Here is a 24,750-nt window from a genome sequence, read left to right as displayed (position 1 = left end):
CTACACCACCACCATTTCTTCTCCCACGATCTGCCCGATAGTATTGCCCCAGGCCCGGGCACGCTGCAGTTCGCCTTCCATCAGTGGACCTTCCTTATCTGTCACGCAAAAGCCATCCGGCGCGATAACCGCTTGTCCGTCATGGCGCAGCAGGCTTTTATGAATGGTGCTTGCAGCATAGCCCCCGGTTTTGACAATCCACCGGAACAAGCCATTCTCGATGGTATGCAGGGCAATCCGGGTGTCAAAGGCAGCTACCCACATCCCTCTTAGCGCGTGGCGCGGCAGTTGGCGCAATAGCGTTTTAGTATCTTCAGAAGGTTGGAAGCCGCGAGTGGGCGATCCGACAATCAGAATATCAGCCCGCTCCACATCCTCTGGGGAAGCATTCTGAATACGCTGCAGCTCCACCACTCGCACATAGGGGCGGATGGCTTCGGCTACTACTTCTGCAATTTGCTGGGTATTACCAAAGAAAGAATCGTACCAGACTAAGGCTTTCATTGTGGTTTGGTTTCGTGAAAGCTTAAGGTAAGCTGGTGGTGGGAAATTGGCAATGATTTATGTCAGAGGAAGCGCGCAGCCTTGTTGTTGTAAAACAGACAAGCCCCGGCAGCCAATACCGCCGGAGCTTGTCCATAAAGCCTTATTCCTCTTCATGCCTTACCGCTGCACCATCACTTTTAGCTGATGGGCGCGCTGCCCGTCTGTGGTAGTGAAGTGCAGGAAGTACCAGCCTTCTGCCCAGCTGTCCACCGGCAAGCGGTGGGTGCCGGACGGCAGCAGGCCTGACCATACCTCCTGCCCGGCTGCATTAATGGCGCGCAGAGAGAATTGGGTGCCCGGGCTCCACTCTACCGCCACTTCGTCCTGTGCCGGGTTGGGGAAGGCGGAGGGCTGCCCTGATAAGCCAGGGCCCTGACGCTGCTGCATGCCCTGCGGGCTGCCGCCTGCCGATTGAAGGTTTTGGCCACCGGTATGGGGCACAAATACCCGCGCCACGTCGATGTAGTGCTTGCATTGATCGGATGCGGTGCCCCGCTCTGTGTTGGACTTCTGGGCGACAGCTGCAAACAAGCTGTACGTGGTTTCCGTCAGCTCCTCCTGTTCCAGCCTGTCCTGATAGGCGAAAAAGGCATCAAAGAAGCTGCCGCCAAGCTGCTCGGTTGGCGTAGCCATCAGACCGCTGCAATCTTTGGACGGTGGCACGTGCGGGCCGGTAGGCGGGCCCGATGGGCAGCTCGTAGGCGCACCGGTGGCTTTGGTGCCAAATCCCAGGCTGATTTCCGGGAAACCGCTGCAGCCGCCAAAGTTGGTTTTGTCAAGGGCGTAGTAGTACAGCCCACCGCCCGGCTCCGGGTTCGCGTGGTCGGTGCCCCAGTAGTTGCCTTCAGCGGGGATGGTATTGATCGTTTCAGCAAGGGTGCCATCGTAACAAATATCGAACCAAAGCGCATCATTGGGCCCGCGCTGGAAATGGTTGGACCGGGCGAAAGCCAGGTTGTCCGTCTGAGAGTTGATGAATGCGTCAATGTTCAGGATGAGGTTTTGCCCCTTGATGCCGGCCAGCCCGTTATTGAGCAGCTTGGCGCAGTCCATCGTGACCAGCCCATAGTTGCTGCCTTCCCGGTTGCCCTCTACGATATGGAGCCCATAGAAATCATTATCCGCCACTTCAGCCTGCCCGCGGAGGGTGACATTAACATAATTGCCCGGCGGGCAGTACAAGCCCACGTCATTATTGGACAGCTCGCCCCCGCTCATGATGTACTCGCCTACGTTGGAGACGTGGACGGCGCCCCAGGTCATATATTCAGGCTCCGTTGGCACGTTGTAGTTTTCAATGACACTTGCGTCTACCCGCACAGACTGCAGTTCGTCGAGCAGCATCGCATTCACACCGGTGCCGGTGCCATTGAAATGGCAGTCCCAAACCCGCGCATTGCTGCCGTATGAGAGCCAGATAGAATTCCGGTTATCAGAAAAGCCGCTCTGGAAGAACAGGAAGTCCAGCGCATTGGCCGGTTAAGTATTGTAAGCCTCCACAGCATTGGCAAACCCGTAGGCTTCGTTGTACACAAAACGGATTTTAGTCGCCCCGTCAGCCAGCAGGTCCACCGCCGTCTGCCCGCCGGTCTTCAGCTCCATGTTGGAGATAAAGGCTTCGCCCTGCCCTACGGAGATTTTGGCATAATTGCCGTATTCCGCCAGGCCTTCCAGCAGCTCTACGGTATTGTCTCCAATATCCAGGGTCGTATTGTTGCGCAGGCGCAGGAAGCGCTTGCCGATGCCCCGCCCCTCAATGCGGAAGATGCCGCCCGTAAGGCTGAGGATATGGCTCTGGAAAAAGTCAAAGAAGCCATTGCCGCTGAAGTCGATGCTGCCCTGTACCTCCAGCTCGCCCTGCACTTCGAGCACAGCACGCCCGAAGGGGTCGTCCCCGTCCCAAAGCTGCACGATGGCGCCCGGCTCCAGTACCAGCTTGCCACCGTCTTCCACCACGCACTTGGAATCCTGGCTGACGCGCAAAATGCCCCCGCTGCCAATGCGGGCTTCGCCCCCTTTCTCAATGCGGACCTGCCCGCCAAAGCCTGCGCTGAGCAGCCCATCGGAGAGCACCTCGGCGTAGCCCCCATTTTGCACAATAAACCGGGAGTCTTTATTGATGTACAGCTCGCCCTGGGCTTGAATGGAGACCGTCGCGTCTGCCTGCACGTAGACCTGGGCGGTGTTGGTGATGCCGGCGGCGGCGTCCCATTGGCCGAGCTCCATGCTGCACCCGTTTTGTACAGTAACCGTGACTGGGGTGCCACCACAGAGCGCAGGCCTGATCCAGAGATCAAAATTAGAGCCATTCGAATTTATTGGGTTATTGGGATTATTTGTGAAACCTATCAACCCACTCTTGTTAACGCATATTTTTGAATTATTGGTAACAAAAACAGAGTTATCGATGATATGTCTTGTTGCGACAAAGGAAAACACTGGGGATGGTTCTGTTTGATAATCGTATTTCTGGTCGGATTCCCCAAAATTATAGATTCTGTTGAATAAAATATTGAACCCGGCCAAGCCGTTATCCGTTAAAACTTCAGAAAGTAGAACACCTGCCATGTCAACATTTAAGGTAGGGTGCTCCGTATTATCGTCTAATGCAGAGGCAGGGTCTGGATCATTATCCATAGCGACGAAACGGTTGATAGTGGTCAAAGGATTATTGACCACGGCAGTATTATCGCTTACATCTTCGAATGGGTCTCCTAGAGGCTGCCCGGGACCTTTGTAGGGCCCTATTTCAAGAGCGCTTACGGAAGGGATGAAACAAAATTGATTATGGATTATAGGATTCAATGGTACTTGCCCAACTCCGGGTATGATTTCTGAGATTACTTGAATAGCAGCATCCGGTAATTCTATAGCGTCTGCCGTATTAAAACCACCAGGAGCATTGTCTAAAGGAAGGTAGTTGTTACCGGCGATCCTTACTCTAAAAGAAGAATTTACAATAGGAATTATCAAAATGCTATAAAATAGTCTTCCTTCATAAATGGTGGTTAAACTAGAAGGCCGGTCAGGAACTGCATTGACCGAAAAATTGCCAAAAGACAGCGCCCCGTCAAAAGAGAAAAAGTTGAGCCCCATCATCTCATCCCCGGCCTCAAAACCTTGGTTTCTTCCTATCTGAGAGCCGTTACAAACGGCTATATGCTCGCAGTTTTCCAAGGCACCGAGCTGCATCAGTTTTGAATAAAAAGCCTCGAATGGGGCGGAAGGGATGTTATAATCTCTGTGGTGCAGCAGCATTTGGGTGACAGATGGCGAGCTCAGGACATTTTGTGCTTGTTGTAGATCATCGACAATACTTCCTAAATTAGACACCCCGCCTACCTGTATATTTACCGCGTGTTCTAACAAGTACTGGTAGCCCAGAGGGATGTTTGCACCGCGTAGCGGAGAGTCAAACGTGAAAAACTTTTCTGCGTCATGCGTTTCTCCATCCCGCTCCATCTCCAGAAGGGCCAGCTTGCCTACAACGCCTCCCATACTAATGCCAATAATCGTATTGGGCTCTGAGCTGCCGGCGGCTGCCTTTCTAATGTTGACTGCTTCAATCACATCTTTGACAATTTCTGCATTCGTCTCTAATGAATTTAGGGCACCTTCGTTAAAGTCTACAAACACAATGTCGTAGCCTTCGGCTTCTAGTTCGTCCAAAACTGAACCAATACCCAAGGGGGTATTGGTAGTATTCATATCAGGTATAAAATTATCAAAATCATACTCGAACCCAAGCACAGGCGCTTCAAAGCCATTGATCACAATCAGAGGCTTGTACAAGGAATTGTCGCAGCAAGGGGACAAGCCGGTTACGGTCAGCCCATCTGTGTTGGGAAACTCTGTAAGCTCAAACGGGTTGCAGTACACCGTTGGGCCAGTGGGTTGTTGTGCAGGTTGGCTGCTACTACCAGGCACTACATCAATTGGGCAATGGCTGTAGAGTAAATCTCCATTCCGGCAGGTAATTTTGACGGTGACAGTTGTCAATCCTGTACTCAGGTCAACACTTGCGGTTTGGCCCTGAGAAAGGCTGACATAGCCATTGCCAAAATCTGCTTCAATGGACAGTATCTCAAAGGGGGAAAGGTTAGAAAAAACCTCAGCCTTGAAATGATTGACACCAGCCTCTAATGGTTTTTGATTCCAGAGCGTACTGGCCATAAGCCTTCTTTTGGTATGCCAGCCCAAGTTGAAGTTTGTCCCTGCGACCAGTTGATTACTAACCACTTGAAGAATGTCGTCTTCGATGGCAGTGGGTTTTATCCGGTGATAATCATACACCAATATTTTGACCGGTGTGATGGTATCGGGAAATGCATCCTCTGATAATACACTCTGGGGAGGTGGTGGCGTATATCCACCAGTCTGCATATCGAGCAGGGTGGCATAGATTAACTCAAATGACAGCCTGTCGACCAATGTGCTATCTGCCAGTACAGTGCCATCTAAGGCAGGAAGATTTGCAAAGGGGAAGGCGTTTTCCCAAAGCAGCCCAGAGGGCACCTGATTGAGATTAAGATTAGCCAATGCATAGTCTGCTGTTACGTAGCCCGGAGGCAAAGTAGTATCTATCTGCACCTGCTGTTGTGCGGACAAGCTTCCCAAAGCAAGGATACAAAATGTTGTGATAAAGAGAGAAGTTTTCATAAAATGATAGTTTTGGAATGGTTTAGTTTGCGAATTTAATATCATACCGCCCTTCTGAAATGACTATAGTGTCTTCTTGACATTCTGAACTAATGGCAGTGAAATAAAATGTCCCGGAAACGATTTTTTCTTCAAGGTCTAGAAACTCAACCTGAAAACCATGAGGCGATAAGGTGTCTAGATGGTGGGTTATATCAATAAAAGAACAGTCAATGTCTAAAAAAAAGGCAGTATTGAGGTACTTAACCTCACTGTTTTCTTCATTTAGGACAAGTTCAAATGAAATACCCTCATGAGTAACGTCATTTTCCTTAAAAGCAGTAACGCCCAATTGATTACTCGGATAATGAAATGATGCACGAAGCTTTGTCCCCGGCCCAAAAGGGTTCCCTCCCTCCGGGAGCCAGGCTTCCCCATTGACCAGGCAGCCGAAGGTGTTTTCACCGGTGATGGTCAATCCAGGCAGTTGCTGCTCCGGAGTGGGGGTGGTGGTTTCGCACCCGCCCCACAGCAGGGGCACGGCGAGCAGCCAGGTGAGCAGTAGGAATTTGTTTTTCATAAGTGAAAGGTTTTTTATGTGTGTTATTGAAAGTACGCCGGGTGAAGGACATCGACTTCGTTGTAAAACTACGTCGAGCGGCGAGTGCACCCGGCGAAAAAAGGTTTTTATGTGTTAAAAAATAGGAATTGACTTGGATCCACCCCCGCCCTACGGGCACCCCCGTGTCCCGGCGCTGTAGCCAGCGGTGCTGTCGGAAGCGCCCAGCGGGGGATAGCACAGACAGGGGATTCAGCTACTGACTGTCCCAGGCATATCTGTTTAATGCCAATACTAATGGTACTGCTATAGCTCAAGGCTTTAGCAGTGCTGTTATGTTTTTTGTTCAAGTAAGTGTGGCGGTCACACAGGGAGCGCCGGTTGTTGTTGCTGCGCGCAGTGATTCGTTCAATTGATTGGTAATATACTGCTTAGCCTTGGTAATGTCAAGATAAGGGGTGAAAACATTGTTGTTTTTAGGGCTTGGGTGGGGGGTAGGTGGAGCGTTGGTTCTGGCTGGGTTGTACATGCGACTTCTACGAAGTCGGGCTGCCATAAGGGCCCTGAGAGACTAGGATGTGACTTCTACGACGTCTTTTGTCCGTTTTGTCCGGCTCATTAGGCAGACTACACTTCCTTTGAGTAGCTGAAGGTGTCTGCGCCGGACTCCTGAGGAGGCGCTATAGGTTGTGCTATAAGATTAGGTACTGAAGATGCATCGGCAAAGCTTTTCTTCATCGCTTTATCCATCCACCAACTGGCCAATCAGCCCGTGCAGTTTATCCTTCTCTTCGCCGCTCAGGGGGATATCTGTAAGTAAGTCTTCGCGAACATATTTTTTCAATGCGGCGGCATCTCCCTCTGATTTGACAGACAGAAAAGCGGCCACCACCTCCATGCTCAGCTCCGTGAAGTCTGCTAATTTTTCAGCGGGCCAGTCTGGGAAATGCACAGCGGTTTTGAGGAGGTTGAAGATACTATTTTTGTATACCCCCCTGTCCATACCTTTTTCTATGCCCTTCTCTATGCCCTTCTCCATGCCCTTCTCCATGCCTTTTTCCAGCCCTTCTTTTCGGCCTCTCTCCAAAATTTGCTCCAACGTACTCATGACTTCTGGCTTTATCGTGAATGTTGTGTCTTGGATCTGCTTTAGGAACTCTTCTTCCGAACGCTCTGCCACCCCCAGGATGTAGGTCGTCACTGCGCTGACTTTTTCTTTCCCGTCCGTCCCTTCAAAGATAAGCTGAAGGTACTTGAATATCAAGTGCTGCCGGTGCCGGAAAGCCATCGACATCAGTACGCTGCGGAAATAGCTCAGGTCGAGCCGCAATAGCTCCTCCGGGCTAAGGCGCGTAGCATCCTGAAATAAAAAACGGAAATTAGGGATATAGGGTTCCAAAACAGCGTAATGCGGATGCCCCTGAAATAGCTCGCTCAGCGTTTGCGGCATCCATTTTTCCTTACCGTTATAAAAAATGAGGGGAAGCACGGGCTCCAATTCCCGGCCTTGCTTTTTCACCATGCTGGACAGGAGCTCCATGATGTATGAGCCGACCTGCACTGCAATGTACTTATCGGGCTTGGACTTATGCTCAAATAGCAAACAGAAATAGAAGTGGTCATCTGCCTCTCCCTGAAACCGGCAGCGGTAAATGACGTCCGCCTCGAATCGCTTCAGGTTGGGGCGCAGACTGACACTGTTTTCCAGCTTCAAGCTTGCAAGATCTGCAATAGCAGCAATATTAGGATAGAAATGCTGAAGATAAGCTTTGACCACCTCCGGGTCGCTCATAGCCGACTTAAAGAAACGGTCATCGGGTTGATGGACATTCAGATTTTGGGGCATAGTACAGAGATTAAGCACACCCTAAAGATAAATAGCCTTGTATTAAAACCAAAATAAATTAAACAAATAAATTCAATCAATTGGCCCAGTCGTAATCGAAACGGCCATCGGTGATAAAGAGCGTGTCGCCGCATCCCTCATGCACCAGAGTGCACTGAAAGGTGCCGGAGACAATGAATTCGTCGGTGTCCAAATTGAGTATCTCTACCCAGTTGCTGGCACCTTCTTGTAGTACATATGGATCTGCAACATCTTGACAATCAAGATTAAAATCATCAAAGTGAGCCCTTTTCAAAGGATAAAATCCTGCTGAGTCAACTATAGCGTTTAAGTATATTGAATCATCAAAGCCCTCACAGCTTCGTCTCATCCCAGAAATCTGAAAAATCTTATAAACCGGGTGCCACTCTCCAATGATGCTACTCTGAAGGAACCCGCCCCCACAGCGCTGCCAGTTCACCCCATTGATTTTGCAGGCGAAGTTGCCCTCGCCGGTCGTGGTGATGGGCGGCAGCTCATCGGGCTGTGCGATGGAGGCTTCATCTGTCTTGAAGAGTGGCTTGTCGCACCCGGCCCACAGCAGGGGCACGGCGAGCAGCCAGGTGAGGAGTAGGAATTTGTTTTTCATAGGTGAAGGTTTTTATGTGTTAAAAAATAGAAATTGACTTGGATCCACCCCCGCCTTTCGGGCACCCCGTGTCACGGCGCTGTAGCCAGTAGCGCTTCCGGAAGCGCCCAGCGGGGCATAGCACAAACAGGGGATTCAGCTACCGGCTGTCCCGGGCATATCTGTTTAATGCCAATACTAATGGTACTGCTATAGCTCAAGGCTTTAGCAGGGCGGTTATGTTTTTTGTTCAAGTAAGTGTGGCGGTCACACAGGGAGCGCTGGTTTTGTTGCTGCGCGCAGTGATTCGTGCAATGGATTGGTAATATACGACTTGGCCGTGGTAATGTCAAGGTTGCAGCGTTAAAACATTGTTGTTTTGGGCTTGTGGTGAGGGGTAGATAGAGCGTTGGCCCTGGCTTGGTTGGGAAACATGCGACTTCTACGAAGTCGAGCTGCTTTGGGTACCTGAAAGATCAAGATGTGACTTCTACGAAGTCGGGCTGCCACAGGGGGGCCTGAGAGATTAGGATGTGGCTCTACCTGTCTGCGCCGGGTAGACAGGTTCTATGAAGTCGGGCTGCCTTGGGGGCCTGAGAGATTAGGATGTGACTTCTACGAAGTCGTTTGACCGTTTTGTCCGGGTTATTAGGAATACTGCCAGTGTTTTAAGTAACTGAAGGTATCAGAGCCAGACTCCGCAGGAAGCGCGGCCGTATCCACCTGCGCGTTGGCATTGACGGTGGCGCTGAGCAAGGTAGCCTGCACGAGGCGGCAGCGGAGGGGCGTGGAAACGGTGGTGCTGTCCGGGTCGCCGTTGAAGGCGCTGAGGCGCGTGAAGGGCGTACCGTGCTCTTGCAGCAAGCCGGTAGACAACCCACTTAAATCGAGGTTAGCAAAGACCCAGTCCGGCGTGTAATATCCGGGGGGGGGGACGTATCTATGGTCTGTTGCGCGCAGAGCGCAGGCGCTGTCAGGATGAATACTCCAAGCAGCAGGTTGTTGAAAATAGCGGTTATACCGACGACGAAGTAATTTGGTTCCAAACATGACTTCGTGTCGGCATATACGCGTGCGTCGGGTTTGTGCCTTAGGCCCAAACCTCTCCGTTCCGAGTATAGTCGCATGTGATATTGGTTGAAATAGGTTAATTAATTGGCCCAGTCGTAGTCGAAACGGCCATCGGTGATAAAGAGCGTGTCGCCGCATCCCTCATGCACCAGGGTGCACTGAAAGGTGCCGGAGACAATTAATTCCTGAGTGTCGAGGTTGAGAATTTCTACCCAATTGTTAGCATCTTCTAATAAGCTATACCTATCAGGCCACATATCCAAACAGGCAAGGTCATGGTTACTATATGATGCATGATGCAGTTCATAAATCCCCGCACTGTCAACGTATGCAGTAATATAAACCGAATCATCAAAGCCCTCACAGCTTCGTCTCATCCCAGAAATCTGAAAAATCTTATAATTCGGAGACCAGTTTCCAAGTATGCTACTCTGAAGGAACCCGCCCCCACAGCGCTGCCAGTTCACCCCATTGATTTTGCAGGCGAAGTTGCCCTCGCCGGTCGTGGTGATAGGCGGCAGCTCATCGGGCTGTGCGATGGAACCTCTGTCGGGCTTGAAGAGTGGCTTGTCGCACCCGCCCCACAGCAGGGGCACGGCGAGCAGCCAGGTGAGGAGTAGGAATTTGTTTTTCATAGGTGAAGGTTTTTATGTGTTAAAAAATAGAAATTGACTTGGATCCACCCCCGCCCTACGGGCACCCCGTGTCACGGCGCTGTAGCCAGTTGCGCTTCCGGAAGCGCCCAGCGGAGTATAGCACAGACAGGGGATTCAGCTACCGGCTGTCCCAGGCATATCTGTTTAATGCCAATACTAATGGTACTGCTATTGCTCAAGGCTTTAGCAGGGCGGTTATGTTTTTTGTTCAAGTAAGTGTGGCGGTCACACAGGGAGCGCTGGTTTTGTTGCTGCGCGCAGTGATTCGTGCAATGGATTGGTAATATACGACTTGGCCGTGGTAATGTCAAGGTTGCAGCGTTAAAACATTGTTGTTTTGGGCTTGTGGTGAGGGGTAGATAGAGCGTTGGCCCTGGCTTGGTTGGGAAACATGCGACTTCTACGAAGTCGAGCTGCTTTGGGTACCTGAAAGATCAAGATGTGACTTCTACGAAGTCGGGCTGCCATAGGGGGCCTGAGAGATTAGGATGTGGCTCTACCTGTCTGCGCCGGGTAGACAGGTTCTATGAAGTCGGGCTGCCATAGGGGGGCCTGAGAGATTAGGATGTGACTTCTACGAAGTCGTTTGACCGTTTTGTCCGGGTTATTAGGAATACTGCCAGTGTTTTAAGTAACTGAAGGTATCGGAGCCAGACTCCGCAGGAAGCGCTGCCGTATCCACCTGCGCGTTGGCATTGACGGTGGCGCTGAGCAAGGTAGCCTGCACGAGGCGGCAGCGGAGGGGCGTGGAAACGGTGGTGCTGTCCGGGTCGCCGTTGAAGGCGCTGAGGCGCGTGAAGGGCGTGCCGTGTTCTTGCAGCAAGCCGGTAGACAACCCACTTAAATCTAGGTTAGCAAAGACCCAGTCCGGCGTGTAATATCCGGGGAGGGGGGACGTATCTATGGTCTGTTGCGCGCAGAGCGCAGGCGCTGTCAGGATGAAGACTCCAAGCAGCAGGTTTCTGAAAATAGCGGTTAGTCGCATGTGATAAAGGTTTTTATTAATTGGCCCAATCGTAGTCGAATCGGCCATCGGTGATAAAAAGCGTATCGCCGCACCCCTCATGCACCAGGGTGCACTGAAAGGTACCGGAGACAATAAAGTCGTCGGTATCCAGGTTGAGGATTTCTACCCAGTTATCAGCAGTTTCTAAAAGAAAATATTGGTCCAAAACGTCTTGGCACTCCAAGTTGAAATCATCATATTGACCTGCTTCTAGAGGGTACAACCCTATTGAATCGATGAACGCGTTTATGTATACTGCATCGTCAAAGCCTTCACAACTTCGAAGTCCTTGTAAAGAAAAAATCTTATAATTCGGAGACCAGTTTCCAAGTATGCTACTCTGAAGGAACCCGCCCCCACAGCGCTGCCAGTTCACCCCATTGATTTTGCAGGCGAAGTTGCCCTCGCCGGTCGTGGTGATGGGCGGCAGCTCATTGGGCTGTGCGATGGAACTTCTGTCGGGCTTGAAGAGTGGCTTGTCGCACCCGCCCCACAGCAGGGGCACGGCGAGCAGCCAGGTGAGGAGTAGGAATTTGTTTTTCATAGGTGAAGGTTTTTATGTGTTAAAAAATAGGAATTGACTTGGATCCACCCCCGCCTTTCGGGCACCCCGTGTCACGGCACTATAGCCAGTTGCGCTGCCGGAAGCGCCCAGCGGAGTATAGCACAGACAGGGGATTCAGCTACCGGCTGTCCCGGGCATATCTGTTTAATGCCAATACTAATGGTACTGCTATAGCTTAAGGCTTTAGCAGGGCGGTTATGTTTTTTGTTCAAGTAAGTGTGGCGGTCACACAGGGAGCGCCGGTTTTGTTGCTGCGCGCAGTGATTCGTGCAATTGATTGGTAATATACGACTTGGCTGTGGTAATGTCAAGGTTGCAGCGTTAAAACATTGTTGTTTTGGGCTTGTGGTGAGGGGTAGATAGAGCGTTGGCCCTGGCTTGGTTGGGAAACATGCGACTTCTACGAAGTCGAGCTGCTTTGGGTACCTGAAAGATCAAGATGTGACTTCTACGAAGTCGGGCTGCCATAGGGGGGCCTGAGAGATTAGGATGTGGCTCTACCTGTCTGCGCCGGGTAGACAGGTTCTATGAAGTCGGGCTGCCTTGGGGGCCTGAGAGATTAGGATGTGACTTCTACGAAGTCGTTTGACCGTTTTGTCCGGGTTATTAGGAATACTGCCAGTGTTTTAAGTAACTGAAGGTATCGGAGCCAGACTCCGCAGGAAGCGCTGCCGTATCCACCTGCGCGTTGGCATTGACGGTGGCGCTGAGCAAGGTAGCCTGCACGAGGCGGCAGCGGAGGGGCGTGGAAACGGTGGTGCTGTCCGGGTCGCCGTTGAAGGCGCTGAGGCGCGTGAAGGGCGTGCCGTGTTCTTGCAGCAAGCCGGTAGACAACCCACTTAAATCGAGGTTAGCAAAGACCCAGTCCGGCGTGTAATATCCGGGGGGGGGGGGACGTATCTATGGTCTGTTGCGCGCAGAGCGCAGGCGCTGCCAGGATGAATACTCCAAGCAGCAGGTTTCTGAAAATAGCGGTTATACCGACGACGAAGTAATTTGGTTCCAAACATGACTTCGTGTCGGCATATACGCGTGCGTCGGGTTTTTGCCTTAGGCCCAAACCTCTCCGTTCCGAGTATAGTCGCATGTGATAAAAGTTGAAATAGGTTAATTAATTGGCCCAATCGTAGTCGAATCGGCCATCGGTGATAAAGAGCGTGTCGCCGCACCCCTCATGTACTAGGGTGCACTGAAAGGTGCCGGAGACAATAAATTCTTTGGTGTCCAGGTTGAGGATTTCTACCCAGTTGTCGGCACCTTCAAGGAGCACGTAAGGATCTAAGACATCTTGGCATTCTAAATTAAAGTCATTAAAATCGGCCATTTCTAAAGGATAAGTACCCGCAGAATCTACTATAGCGTTGATACTAATCGTTTCATCGAAACCACTACATTCTCTTTTAGCTCCCAACTGAAAAATCTTATAATTCGGAGACCAGTTTCCAAGTATGCTACTCTGAAGGAACCCACCCCCACAGCGCTGCCAGTTCACCCCATTGATTTTGCAGGCGAAGTTGCCCTCCCCGGTCGTGGTGATGGGCGGCAGCTCATTGGGCTGTGCGATGGAACTTCTGTCGGGCTTGAAGAGTGGCTTGTCGCACCCGCCCCACAGCAGGGGCACGGCAAGCAGCCAGGTGAGGAGTAGGAATTTGTTTTTCATAGGTGAAGGTTTTTATGTGTTAAAAAATAGGAATTGACTTGGATCCACCCCCGCCTTTCGGGCACCCCGTGTCACGGCACTATAGCCAGTTGCGCTGCCGGAAGCGCCCAGCGGAGTATAGCACAGACAGGGGATTCAGCTACCGGCTGTCCCGGGCATATCTGTTTAATGCCAATACTAATGGTACTGCTATAGCTTAAGGCTTTAGCAGGGCGGTTATGTTTTTTGTTCAAGTAAGTGTGGCGGTCACACAGGGAGCGCCGGTTTTGTTGCTGCGCGCAGTGATTCGTGCAATTGATTGGTAATATACGACTTGGCTGTGGTAATGTCAAGGTTGCAGCGTTAAAACATTGTTGTTTTGGGCTTGTGGTGAGGGGTAGATAGAGCGTTGGCCCTGGCTTGGTTGGGAAACATGCGACTTCTACGAAGTCGAGCTGCTTTGGGTACCTGAAAGATCAAGATGTGACTTCTACGAAGTCGGGCTGCCTTGGGGGCCTGAGAGATTAGGATGTGACTTCTACGAAGTCGTTTGACCGTTTTGTCCGGGTTATTAGGAATACTGCCAGTGTTTTAAGTAACTGAAGGTATCGGAGCCAGACTCCGCAGGAAGCGCTGCCGTATCCACCTGCGCGTTGGCATTGACGGTGGCGCTGAGCAAGGTAGCCTGCACGAGGCGGCAGCGGAGGGGCGTGGAAACGGTGGTGCTGTCCGGGTCGCCGTTGAAGGCGCTGAGGCGCGTGAAGGGCGTGCCGTGTTCTTGCAGCAAGCCGGTAGACAACCCACTTAAATCGAGGTTAGCAAAGACCCAGTCCGGCGTGTAATATCCGGGGGGGGGACGTATCTATGGTCTGTTGCGCGCAGAGCGCAGGCGCTGTCAGGATGAATACTCCAAGCATCAGGTTGTTGAAAATAGCGGTTATACCGACGACGAAGTAATTTGGTTCCAAACATGACTTCGTGTCGGCATATACGCGTGCGTCGGGTTTGTGCCTTAGGCCCAAACCTCTCCGTTCCGAGTATAGTCGCATGTGATCAAGATTAAAATAGGTTAATTAATTGGCCCAGTCGTAGTCGAAACGGCCATCGGTGATAAAGAGCGTGTCGCCACAGTTATCATCGACCACTGTGCACTGAAAGGTGCCAGAGACGATAAATTCTTCAGTGTCCAGGTTGAGAATTTCTACCCAGTTGTCAGCACCTTCCAACAGACGTGAAGGGTCACTTGACTCTTGACAAGGATGATTTCGATCGTTATAGAATGCATCGTGCAAGCTATATCTACCTACACTATCTACATACGCAGCGATATAAACCGAATCATCAAAGCCCTCACAGCTTCGTCTCATCCCAGAAATCTGAAAAATCTTATAATTCGGAGACCAGTTTCCAAGTATACTACTCTGGAGGAAGCCACCCCCACAGCGCTGCCAGTTCACCCCATTGATTTTGCAGGCGAAGTTGCCCTCCCCGGTCGTGGTGATGGGCGGCAGCTCATCGGGCTGTGCGATGGAACCTCTGTCGGGCTTGAAGAGTGGCTTGTCGCACCCGCCCCACAGCAGGGGCACGGCGAGCAGCCAGGTGAGGAGTAGGAATTTGTTTTTCATAGGTGAAGGTTTTTATGTGTTAAAAAATAGGAATTGACTTGGATCCACCCCCGCCTTTCGGGCACCCCGTGTCACGGCGCTGTAGCCAGTAGCGCTGCCGGAAGCGCCCAGCGGAGTATAGCACAGACAGGGGATTCAGCTACTGACTGTCCCAGGCATATCTGTTTAATGCCAATATCATTGATACCCCTATAGCGCAAGGCTTTAGTGGTGCGGTTATGTTTTTTGTTCAAGTAAGTGTGGCGGTCACACAGGGAGCGCCGGTTTTTGTTGCTGCGCGCAGTGATTCGTGCAATGGATTGGTAATATACGACTTGGCTGTGGTAATGTCAAGGTTGCAGCGTAAAAACATTGTTGTTTTTTGGGGGCTTGGGTGGGGGTAGGTGGAGCGTTGGTCTTGGTTTGGTTGGGAAACATGCGACTTCTACGAAGTCGGGCTGCCATAGGGGCCCTGAGAGACTAGGATGTGACTTCTACGAAGTCGTTTGTCCGTTTTGTCCGGGTTATTAGGCAGGCTACACTTCCTTTGAGTAGCTGAAGGTGTCTGCGCCAGACTCCGGAGGAGGCGCTATAGGTTGTGCTATAAGATTGGGTGTAGAAGATGCGTTGGCAAAGCTTTTCTTCATGGCTTTATCTACCCGCCAACTGTACAACAAGCCGGTCCAGCTTTTCCTCATCTTCCGCGCTCAGTGGGATATTGGCAAGCAGATCCTGACGGACGTACCTGCTTAGCGCTGCCGAATCCCCCTGCGATTTGACAGACAGGAAGGTAGCAACAACCTCCATGCTCAGCTCTGTGAAGTCTGCTAATTTTTTAGCGGGCCAGTCTGGGAAGTGCACAGCGGTTTTGAGCAGGTTGAAGATACTATTTTTGTATACCCCCCTGTCCATACCTTTTTCTATGCCGTTTTCTATGCCCTTCTCCAGCCCTTCTTTTCGGCCTCTCTCCAAAATTTGCTCCAACGTACTCATGACTTCTGGTTTTATCGTGAATGTTGTGTCTTGGATCTGCTTTAAGAACTCTTCTTCCGAACGCTCTGCCACCCCCAGGATGTAGGTCGTCACTGCGCTGACTTTTTCTTTCCCGTCCGTCCCTTCAAAGATAAGCTGAAGGTACTTGAATATCAAGTGCTGCCGGTGGCGGAAAGCCATCGACATCAGTACGCTGCGGAAATAGCTCAGGTCGAGCCGCAATAGCTCCTCCGGGCTAAGGCGCGTAGCATCCTGAAATAAAAAACGGAAATTAGGGATATAGGGTTCCAAAACAGCGTAATGCGGATGCCCCTGAAATAGCTCGCTCAGCGTTTGCGGCATCCATTTTTCCTTACCGTTATAAAAAATGAGGGGAAGCACGGGCTCCAATTCCCGGCCTTGCTTTTTCACCATATTGGACAGGAGTTCCATAAGGTATAGACCAACCTGCACCGCAACATACTTATCGGGCTTGGACTTGTGCTCAAATAGTAAACAGAAATAGAAGTGGTCCTCTGCCTCTCCCTGAAACCGGCAGCGGTAGATGACGTCCGCCTCGAACCGCTTCAGGTTGGGGCGCAGACTGACACTGTTTTCCAGCTTCAAGCTTGCAAGATCTGCAATAGCAGCAATATTAGGATAGAAATGCTGAAGATAAGCTTTGACCACCTCCGGGTCGCTCATAGCCGACTTGAAGAAGCGGTCATCGGGTTGATGGACATTCAGATTTTGGGGCATAGTACAGAGATTAAGCACACCCTAAAGATAAATAGCCTTGTATTGAAACCAAAATAAATTAAACAAATAAATTCAATCAATTGGCCCAATCGTAGTCGAATCGGCCATCGGTGATAAAGAGCGTGTCGCCGCACCCCTCATGTACTAGGGTGCACTGAAAGGTGCCGGAGACAATAAATTCTTTGGTGTCCAGGTTGAGGATTTCTACCCAGTTGTCGGCACCTTCAAGGAGCACGTAAGGATCTAAGACATCTTGGCATTCTAAATTAAAGTCATTAAAATCGGCCATTTCTAAAGGATAAGTACCCGCAGAATCTACTATAGCGTTGATACTAATCGTTTCATCGAAACCACTACATTCTCTTTTAGCTCCCAACTGAAAAATCTTATAATTCGGAGACCAGTTTCCAAGTATGCTACTCTGAAGGAACCCGCCCCCACAGCGCTGCCAGTTCACCCCATTGATTTTGCAGGCGAAGTTGCCCTCGCCGGTCGTGGTGATGGGCGGTAGCTCATTGGGCTGTGCGATGGAACCTCTGTCGGGCTTGAAGAGTGGCTTGTTGCACCCGGCCCACAGCAGGGGCACGGCGAGCAGCCAGGTGAGGAGTAGGAATTTGTTTTTCATAGGTGAAGGTTTTTATGTGTTAAAAAATAGGAATTGACTTGGATCCACCCCCGCCTTTCGGGCACCCCGTGTCACGGCACTATAGCCAGTTGCGCTGCCGGAAGCGCCCGGCGGGGATAGGACGGGCGGTGCCTTCAACTGCCGGCTGGGCGGCTGTTCGGGCATGCCTGTTTAATGCCAATCGGTACCGCTATAGCGCAAGGCTTTAGTGGTGCGGATATGTTTTTTTGTTCAAGTAAGTTTGGCGGTCACACAGGGAGCGCCGGTTTTTGTTGCTGCGCGCAGTGATTCGTTCAATGGATTGGTAATATACTGCTTAGCCTTGGGAATGTCAAGATAAGGGGTGAAAACATTGTTGTTTTTAGGGCTTGGGTGGGGGGTAGGTGGAGCGTTGGTTCTGGCTGGGTTGTATATGCGACTTCTACGAAGTCGGGCTGCCTTGAGTGCCTGAAAGATCAAGATGTGACTTCTACGAAGTCTTTTGTTCGTTTTTTTCGGGTCATTAGGCATGCGACTCGCTCTTTGAGTAGATGAAGGTGACGAAGCCAGACTCCGCAGGGAGCGCGATAAGTTAAGTTCTATCAGAATAGGTAAAGAGGCTGTTGCAGCTAAGTCTTTCTGCCCGGGCTTATCTTTCGGTCAACTGCCCGATCAACCGGTCCAGCTTCTGCTCATCTTCCGCGTTCAGCGGGATGTAAGCCAGCAGGTCCTGAAGGACGTACTTCCTCAACGACGCGGCATCACCTTGTGATTGGACGGACAGGAAAGTCTGGACGGTCTCCAAATCCAGTTCTGTAAAGTCGGATAGTTCACTAGCCGACCAATCCTGAAAACGAACGGTCGCTTTGAGCAGGTTGAAAACACTATTTTTATGTAGGCCTTCTTTCCTACCCATCTCCAATAATTGTTCTAACGTACTCATTACATTCGGTTTTGTCGTGAATTCAGTGTTTTCCAGTTCTTCCAGGAATCTCTTGGGGGAGCGCTCGGCTACGCCCAGAATATAAGTTATAATAGAAAGCACCTGATCGCTGTCTTCCGCCCCTTCAAAGATAACTTCAATATACTCAAAGATCAAGTCTGGCTTGTGCCGCAGCGCCATTGATAGTACAGTGGAGCGGAAATAGCTCAGGTCTAGCTTTAGCAGCTCCTCCGGTGGCAGGCGGTACGCATCTTCAAATAAAAAACGAAAATCAGGCAGATAGGGTTTCAGGACTTCATAACCGGGGTGCCCCTTAAAGATTTCCCGGACGCGTTTGGGTTGCCACTTAGTTTTCCCATTGTAAAACAGCAGGGGCAGCACGGGCTCCAATGGCTGCTTTTTAGCCTTCACTTGCTCACGCAGCAGTAGGAAAATGTACAGCCCTATTTGTACCGCTACATGCTCGTCCGGCTCTGATTTGTGCTCGAATAGCAGGCAGAAATAAAAATGCTCCCCACTTCCGCCTTCCAACTGACACCGGTACACGACATCAGCGCTGAACAGCTTCAAATTAGGGCGCAGGGACTGCACTTTTTGCTGCTGCAGCGTACTAAGGTCAGCAATAGCTGCAATTTTAGGATAGAAATACTCAAGATAGGCTTTTACCACCTCCGGGTCGCTCATAGCCGACTTGAAAAAGCGGTCGTCCGGCTGATGGATATTTAGATTTTGGGGCATGGTACAGAGATGGCGAATTAAAAAACAGAGACTCCTCAAATGAATTGCGCGAAAGAGAGATTACGTACAATAAGATGATGCTGTGCCAAGCTTCTTGCTTTAGCTAAAAAGCTAAGCCACAACCAGCTCCTCGATCAACCGGTCCAGCTTCTCTTCATCTTCATTGTTCAGCGGGATATCGGCCAGCAAGTCCTCAAGGACGTACTTTCTCAACGCAGCAGCATCACCCTGGGATTGGACGGACAGGAAAGTTTGGATGGTCTCCAAATCCAGCTCTGTAAAGTCGGATAGTTCCTCTAAATTAAGAGTTGGGAAACGTATAGCAGTTTTGAGCAGATTGAAGATACTCTTTTTGTAGATACCTTTGTCCAGGCCTTCTCTGCGACCTCTCTCTAAAATTTGCTCTAACGTACTCATAACTTCTGGCTTTATCGTGAATGTTGTGTCTTTAATTTGCTTCAGGAATTCTGCTTCCGAACGCTCTGCCACCCCCAGGATGTAGGTCGTCACTGCGATAATCTTTTCTTTCCCGTCCGTCCCTTCAAAGATAAGCTGAAGGTATTTGAATATCAAGTGCTGCCGGTGCCGGAAAGCCATTGACATCAGTACACTACGGAAGTAGCTCAGGTCAAGCTGCAACAGCGCTGCCGGGCTAAGGCGCGTAACGTCCTGAAATAGAAAACGGAAATCAGGAATGTAGGGTTCCAAAGCAGTGTAATGCGGATGCCCCTGAAATAGCTCGCTTAGCGTTTGCGGCATCCATTTCTCCTTGCCGTTATAAAAAATGAGGGGCAGGACAGGCTCCAGTTCCCTGCCCTGTTTTTTCACCATGCTGGATAAGAGTTCCATGATGTACAGCCCAACCTGCACGGCAACGTACTTATCGGGCTTGGACTTGTGCTCAAATAGCAAACAGAAATAGAAGTGGTCATCTGCCTCTCCCTGAAACCGGCAGCGGTAAATAACATCTGCTTCGAACCGTTTCAGGTTAGGGCGCAGACTGACACCGTTTTGCAGCTTCAGGCTTGCAAGATCTGCAATAGCAGCAATTTTAGGATAGAAATACTCAAGATAGGCTTTTACCACCTCCGGGTCGCTCATAGCCGACTTGAAAAAGCGGTCGTCCGGCTGATGGATATTTAGATTTTGGGGCATGGTACAGAGATTGCTTCAGCCCTAAAATACATAAATTATTTTTAAAATCCAAAACATAAAACATATTAAACAATTTTAAAATTCTGACCTTCCCACAGGAAAAGATCAGGCTGTACTTCCCAAACCCTACCCCGGAAAGTACAGCCTGTTTTGTTTACTCTCCTTTCACCAACTTCCGGGTGTACTGCTGCCCGTCCCGGCTAATCTGAAGCAGGTAAACCCCGCTTGCGGTGCGGCTCAGGTCGACTTGCTGCTGCCAGTCATTTTGTACCATGGCTGCGGTTTCCCAGACCAGCTTACCGTCCAGGGTGAAAATACGTAGCTGATAGGTGTCGGCTACATTAGCTTCCAGGTAAAGATCGAGGGTAGTGCGGAAAGGGTTAGGCGTGGCGCGGACCTCCGCCAGTCCCAGGTCGAGCGTGGTACTGACGATGGTTAGCGCTTCCGATTCGCGGGTACAGCCATTCACATCGGTGATTTCTACGGTGTAGGTACCGCTGGACACTGGCGTGTAGGTAGCTGATGTAGCGCCCGCTATGGGCTCCCCATCAAGGTACCATTGATAACTTTCAAAACCGGGTGCGGCAGACAGGTCGTCGCCTTGCGTGGAAATAAGGTCTTCCGGAAAGTCGGCTGTGGTCACTTCGAAAGCAGCAGATACCAGGGAGTTACAATTGCCCGCTTCGAATCCAGCCAATATAACATGGTAGATGCCTGGCTCAGTAGCCGACAGCGTCCCATTCAGCGTTTCCTGAAGGTAGGTACTGTCGCGGTACCAGCGGTACAGGTAGCCGTCGGGCGTATCTCCTGCATTCAGCACAGCGGGGTCGTTTGGGCCACAGACGATCGCGTCTCCGGAAATAGCGGGAGCAGGCGGCGATTGGTTGCAAGTGGCCTCCACCCTGTACAAACGGCCGTTGATCAGCTCTGCCAGATAAAGCTCCCCATCACTGTCCTCCCCAAAGGTGGCGTACTCTCCTCCGGGGCCGTCAAAGACTTCGGTGTTTACCCAGTTGCCGGCGAAGTCCTGCTCCAGGGTCCAAATTTTACCGGAGCAAAAATCTGCATAGACATACTTTCCGTACAAGGCCGGAAACGCGCTCCCCCGGTAGACAAAGCCGCCGGTAACGGAGCAACCATCACTGCTGCCGGTATTGTAGGTGTGAATGGGGGGCGTATAGGCACTTTCGGGCTCACAGCCCCCGGTATTGTAAGCCTCAAATCCTTCATAACAGCGCCAGCCGTAGTTCTCTCCACCTTCACTGTCGGCGGGCTGAAAGGTAATTTCCTCCCATTCATTCTGGCCTACATCGCCAATCCAGATGTCGCCGGTTTCCCGGTCGAAGCTAAAGCGCCAGGGGTTGCGCAGCCCGATCGCCCAAACTTCGTCCAGGGTGAAGTCGTCCTCCGCGTAAGGGTTATCGGGGGGAATGGCGTAAGGGTTGCCGTTGTCCACATCAATACGAAGCATCTTTCCAAGGAGCGACTGCCGGTTCTGGCTAAAGTTTTGAGGATCACCGCCGGAACCACCATCACCCATGGGAATGTACAAATAGCCATCGGGGCCGAAGGCCAGGTCGCCGGCGTTGTGGTTGCCATAAGGTTGCCCAATGTCGAACAGGATGACTTCGCTGTTGGGGTCGGCGGTGTTCGGATTGCCTGCATTCACCTGGAATCTGGCAATGCGGGTATCGCCGTCATTGGCGGTGTAGTTCACAAAAAAGTAGCCGTTGTCCGCGTAATTGGGGTGGAAAGCCAGGCCCAGCAGCCCCCGTTCGCCGTTAGCAGGACCGACCCGGTCGTTGATATCGAGGAAAGGTTCTGGCAATAATTGCCCGTCCGCATCCAATATCCGGATACGGCCAGCACGTTCTACCACAAACAGGCGGTCATCTCCGGCATTCGTAATGTCTGCGGGCTGCGACAAGTCGTCATTGATCAATTCCAGATTGAAGATGGGCTGAGCTTGCAAGCTGAAGCTGATGGCAGCCAGCAATAAGAGGAGTAGGGTACGCATGGATGTTTTAATTTTGAAGGTACGAAAATACAACTGCCAGTGCAGCAGGTTGTTTTAAAAACTTCGGCTTTGTCTGTGCCCCGGCAATTGATTTTGATGGCGCTACCTGTACGGTAAACTTTGCCATGCCAGCCTTTAGTCCTAACTTTACCAGCAATAATACCGATAAGCAATGCTCAAGCAATTTACGATCATTCTGTTTTTCGTCGCTGTAGCCATTGGCCTGCAGGCTCAGCCGGAGTACCCTAAGTCTAACCTTTACCTCTTCAAAGTCAATCAGGAGGACGATGGCAGCATCAGCTTTACTGAGCCCCGCTACCTGACCGCTTTTAACTCCGAGGGCTTCAACAACGACCCTTTCTTTTTTAGCAATACCGAGCTTTACATTTCCGTAAAGGAGCCGGGTGCAACCCAGTCCGATCTTTACAAGCTTGACCTGGAAAACCAAACCAAGCTGCGTGTGACGGAAACACCGGAGCCGGAATTTGTACCTGCCCGTATGCCGGAGTACTACACCTTCTCGGCTGTGCGTACGGAAAAAGACGGACAGGATGATGTCTACCGACTTTGGCAATTCCCTATTGATCAGCTGACTAACGGGAAGCCCGTCTTTAAATACCTCAGCGGCATCAAGGACTACCTCTGGCTCAACAGCCGGGAAATCGCCATCTACAAGGAAGAAGACCCAACGACGCTTTCCATTGTCAATACCGCGAATGACGACATTCAGACCCTGGCCACCAACGTAGGCCCCTGCATGTTGCGCCTGCCCAATGGCAACCTCGCTTATGTTCAGAAAAGCCGGTACGACGACTGGAAGATCATGGAAAAGAACCTCTACCGTCGCCGGGAGCCGGCCCGTACCCTCATTGAAACCCTGCCTAATGCAGATCATTTTGCCGTACTGCCCAATGGTTCTCTGATTATGGGCAAAGGCAGTAAGCTGTACCAGTACAATAAATTCACTGACGATAACTGGACGGAAGTGGCGGATTTGCGGTTTTACGAAATCCGGAATATCACCAAAGTCATCGTCAGCCCTGACTTTCAGGTGGTGGTTGTAGCGGACTAAGTATGGACTATCAGGGGATTATTGAGGAGATTGCGGAACTGGTGCGGTCAGAATTCGGCAAAGGCAAGGTGGCGGATTATATCCCGGCTTTGGCGAAGGTGCCCGCCAGCAAGTTTGGCATAGCGGTACGTACGCTTAACGGAGACACTTTTCAGGTAGGAGATGCGGAAGAGGCTTTTTCCATACAGAGTATTTCCAAAGTTTTTGCGTTGGCGCAAGCCTACCCGATCTACGGGGAAGCGCTGTGGGAACGTGTGGGCATGGAGCCTTCCGGCAATCCGTTCAACTCCCTGGTACAGCTGGAGTATGAGAAGGGCATTCCCCGCAACCCTTTCATCAATGCCGGGGCGCTGGTCATTACGGATATGCTGATCGAGCATTTCCCAAAGCCCAAAACACAAATGCTGGACTTCATCCGGGAGCTTTCCGGGTCTGATGATGTGTACTATGATTATGAGGTGGCCCGGTCGGAGCGGGAGTTTGGGTTTACGAATGCCGCGCTGGTCAATTTCATGAAAAGCCATTACAACATCAAAGCGCCGGTGGAGCAGGTACTTGATGTCTACTTCCATCAGTGTTCGGTGGCGATGAATTGCAGGGAGCTGGCCAGTGCCTTCCTACTGCTCGCCAATCACGGGGTGCACCCCCGCAATGGTCAGCGCATATTGACCAAAAGCCAGGCCAAACGCATCAACGCCATTATGCTGACCTGTGGCTTTTACGATGAGGCCGGGGAGTTTGCGTTCTGTGTGGGCCTGCCGGGCAAAAGTGGCGTGGGCGGCGGTATCGTTGCGGTAATCCCCAATGAGCTGTCCATCGCCGTATGGAGCCCTGAGCTGAACGAGCACGGCAACTCACAGGCGGGCATCAAAGCCCTGGAGCTCTTCACGACGATGACCGAAATGTCTATTTTTTAAAACGCTTGCCTATGCCTGCCGCCCAAGTTTACGGAAAGTCTTTTATCATTACTGGTGCTGCGAGTGGCATTGGGCGGCAGCTGGCTACAGGATTAGCACAGCAAGGCGCCCGGTTGCTGTTGGCAGACCTGAATTCCGAGGCCCTGCGAGCTGCTTTTAGCGAAAGCGATGACCTGCTGCTCCGGCAAATGGACGTCACCTTGGAGGCAGACTGGGCGAAATTGGTGGAGACGGCAGTGAAGGCTTTCGGGCAGCTTGACTATTGTGTGAATAACGCCGGGGTCATTCGCCCGGGGTTCCTGTTGGACAGCACGCCGGAGCATATCCGCTACCATATGGAAGTCAATGCGCTTGGGGTTATGTACGGCACCCACTTTTCGGCCAGGGTAATGGCGCGACAGGGGCATGGGCACATCATCAATATGGCTTCTCTGGCGAGTATCGCTCCGGTGCAGGGGCTGAGCTTGTATTCCGGGTCGAAATTTGCAGTACGCGGCTTCAGCCTTGCTGCGGGGTATGAGCTGGAAGATAAGGGCGTCCACGTCAGCCTGCTTTCGCCAGACCTGGTGCACACCAATATGCTGGATGTGCAACTGCAATACCCGGAGGAAAGCGCCCTGAGCTTTTCCGGCGGCGCCCAACCGCTTACCGTGCAGGATGTGGAACGGGCTTTCTACCAGGTCTTACGCCAAAAACCGCGCGAATACTGCCTGCCCTCGAGCCGTGGATGGCTGGCGAAAATCGGAAGCGCCTTTCCCGGCCTGGGGGCGAAAATTGGAAAGATTGTTAAGCAAAAGGGACTGAACCGAATCAAAAAGCGCTATCAAAAAAGATAA

At 51.3% G+C, this 24,750-nt stretch carries 22 protein-coding genes; 3 read left to right on the top strand and 19 right to left on the bottom strand.

Features of this window, described 5'->3' with window-relative positions:
* From ACO08I_RS23700 to ACO08I_RS23610, 19 genes are all read right to left on the bottom strand, one after another.
* Window positions 1–504: a flavodoxin family protein gene (locus tag ACO08I_RS23700; RefSeq protein WP_282778047.1), complete on the bottom strand. Its 504-nt coding sequence runs from the start codon at window positions 502–504 to the stop codon at window positions 1–3.
* A gap of 159 nt (window positions 505–663) precedes the next feature.
* Window positions 664–1,899 carry a hypothetical protein gene (locus ACO08I_RS23695; RefSeq protein ID WP_421947318.1) on the bottom strand — a complete coding sequence of 412 codons (1,236 nt, stop codon included), beginning with the start codon at window positions 1,897–1,899 and terminating at the stop codon, window positions 664–666.
* A gap of 126 nt (window positions 1,900–2,025) precedes the next feature.
* Window positions 2,026–5,205 (bottom strand): esterase/lipase family protein, encoded by a 3,180-nt coding sequence (locus ACO08I_RS23690; RefSeq protein WP_421947317.1) that lies wholly within the window; start codon window positions 5,203–5,205, stop codon window positions 2,026–2,028.
* Between the two features lie 22 nt (window positions 5,206–5,227).
* On the bottom strand, window positions 5,228–5,764 hold the full coding sequence (locus ACO08I_RS23685; protein ID WP_282774416.1) for a hypothetical protein: 537 nt from the start codon (window positions 5,762–5,764) through the stop codon (window positions 5,228–5,230).
* A gap of 721 nt (window positions 5,765–6,485) precedes the next feature.
* On the bottom strand, window positions 6,486–7,589 hold the full coding sequence (locus ACO08I_RS23680) for an Rpn family recombination-promoting nuclease/putative transposase (RefSeq protein WP_421947316.1): 1,104 nt from the start codon (window positions 7,587–7,589) through the stop codon (window positions 6,486–6,488).
* Window positions 7,590–7,665: 76 nt separating this feature from the next.
* Window positions 7,666–8,217, bottom strand: a complete 552-nt coding sequence (locus ACO08I_RS23675) for a hypothetical protein (protein WP_421947315.1) — start codon at window positions 8,215–8,217, stop codon at window positions 7,666–7,668.
* A 627-nt stretch (window positions 8,218–8,844) separates the two neighbouring features.
* Window positions 8,845–9,246 (bottom strand): hypothetical protein, encoded by a 402-nt coding sequence (locus ACO08I_RS23670; RefSeq protein WP_421947314.1) that lies wholly within the window; start codon window positions 9,244–9,246, stop codon window positions 8,845–8,847.
* A 101-nt stretch (window positions 9,247–9,347) separates the two neighbouring features.
* On the bottom strand, window positions 9,348–9,902 hold the full coding sequence (locus ACO08I_RS23665) for a hypothetical protein (protein ID WP_421947313.1): 555 nt from the start codon (window positions 9,900–9,902) through the stop codon (window positions 9,348–9,350).
* A gap of 628 nt (window positions 9,903–10,530) precedes the next feature.
* Window positions 10,531–10,908, bottom strand: a complete 378-nt coding sequence (locus ACO08I_RS23660; protein WP_421947312.1) for a hypothetical protein — start codon at window positions 10,906–10,908, stop codon at window positions 10,531–10,533.
* A gap of 16 nt (window positions 10,909–10,924) precedes the next feature.
* The gene (locus ACO08I_RS23655) at window positions 10,925–11,473 is read right to left on the bottom strand and encodes a hypothetical protein (RefSeq protein ID WP_421947311.1); all 549 of its coding nucleotides are present in this window, start codon (window positions 11,471–11,473) and stop codon (window positions 10,925–10,927) included.
* 627 nt (window positions 11,474–12,100) lie between these two features.
* The gene (locus tag ACO08I_RS23650) at window positions 12,101–12,328 is read right to left on the bottom strand and encodes a hypothetical protein (RefSeq protein ID WP_421946934.1); all 228 of its coding nucleotides are present in this window, start codon (window positions 12,326–12,328) and stop codon (window positions 12,101–12,103) included.
* A gap of 277 nt (window positions 12,329–12,605) precedes the next feature.
* On the bottom strand, window positions 12,606–13,154 hold the full coding sequence (locus tag ACO08I_RS23645; protein ID WP_421947310.1) for a hypothetical protein: 549 nt from the start codon (window positions 13,152–13,154) through the stop codon (window positions 12,606–12,608).
* Window positions 13,155–13,704: 550 nt separating this feature from the next.
* Window positions 13,705–13,932 carry a hypothetical protein gene (locus tag ACO08I_RS23640; RefSeq protein WP_421946934.1) on the bottom strand — a complete coding sequence of 76 codons (228 nt, stop codon included), beginning with the start codon at window positions 13,930–13,932 and terminating at the stop codon, window positions 13,705–13,707.
* 274 nt (window positions 13,933–14,206) lie between these two features.
* Window positions 14,207–14,758, bottom strand: coding sequence for a hypothetical protein (locus ACO08I_RS23635; protein ID WP_421947309.1), 552 nt, complete (start codon window positions 14,756–14,758; stop codon window positions 14,207–14,209).
* Window positions 14,759–15,388: 630 nt separating this feature from the next.
* The gene (locus tag ACO08I_RS23630; protein ID WP_421947308.1) at window positions 15,389–16,468 is read right to left on the bottom strand and encodes an Rpn family recombination-promoting nuclease/putative transposase; all 1,080 of its coding nucleotides are present in this window, start codon (window positions 16,466–16,468) and stop codon (window positions 15,389–15,391) included.
* 76 nt (window positions 16,469–16,544) lie between these two features.
* Window positions 16,545–17,093: a hypothetical protein gene (locus ACO08I_RS23625; RefSeq protein WP_421947307.1), complete on the bottom strand. Its 549-nt coding sequence runs from the start codon at window positions 17,091–17,093 to the stop codon at window positions 16,545–16,547.
* 628 nt (window positions 17,094–17,721) lie between these two features.
* Complete coding sequence (locus ACO08I_RS23620) at window positions 17,722–18,753, bottom strand: Rpn family recombination-promoting nuclease/putative transposase (protein ID WP_421947306.1); 1,032 nt, start codon at window positions 18,751–18,753, stop codon at window positions 17,722–17,724.
* A 111-nt stretch (window positions 18,754–18,864) separates the two neighbouring features.
* Window positions 18,865–19,908 (bottom strand): Rpn family recombination-promoting nuclease/putative transposase, encoded by a 1,044-nt coding sequence (locus ACO08I_RS23615; RefSeq protein ID WP_421947305.1) that lies wholly within the window; start codon window positions 19,906–19,908, stop codon window positions 18,865–18,867.
* A gap of 154 nt (window positions 19,909–20,062) precedes the next feature.
* The gene (locus ACO08I_RS23610; RefSeq protein WP_421947304.1) at window positions 20,063–21,925 is read right to left on the bottom strand and encodes a PQQ-dependent sugar dehydrogenase; all 1,863 of its coding nucleotides are present in this window, start codon (window positions 21,923–21,925) and stop codon (window positions 20,063–20,065) included.
* A 172-nt stretch (window positions 21,926–22,097) separates the two neighbouring features.
* Between ACO08I_RS23610 and ACO08I_RS23605 the strand changes: the two genes are divergently transcribed.
* From ACO08I_RS23605 to ACO08I_RS23595, 3 genes are read left to right on the top strand one after another with little or no spacing between them, the layout of a single operon-like run.
* Window positions 22,098–22,997, top strand: coding sequence for a hypothetical protein (locus tag ACO08I_RS23605; RefSeq protein ID WP_421947303.1), 900 nt, complete (start codon window positions 22,098–22,100; stop codon window positions 22,995–22,997).
* 2 nt (window positions 22,998–22,999) lie between these two features.
* Window positions 23,000–23,914 (top strand): glutaminase, encoded by a 915-nt coding sequence (locus ACO08I_RS23600; RefSeq protein WP_282780159.1) that lies wholly within the window; start codon window positions 23,000–23,002, stop codon window positions 23,912–23,914.
* An 11-nt stretch (window positions 23,915–23,925) separates the two neighbouring features.
* On the top strand, window positions 23,926–24,750 hold the full coding sequence (locus ACO08I_RS23595; RefSeq protein ID WP_282780161.1) for an SDR family oxidoreductase: 825 nt from the start codon (window positions 23,926–23,928) through the stop codon (window positions 24,748–24,750).

The sequence above is a fragment of the Phaeodactylibacter xiamenensis genome (genome assembly GCF_965229835.1).
Classification (GTDB): domain Bacteria; phylum Bacteroidota; class Bacteroidia; order Chitinophagales; family Saprospiraceae; genus Phaeodactylibacter; species Phaeodactylibacter xiamenensis.
The sequence above is the reverse complement of the archived record's forward strand: the minus strand, read 5'-3'. Positions and strand labels throughout refer to the sequence as shown.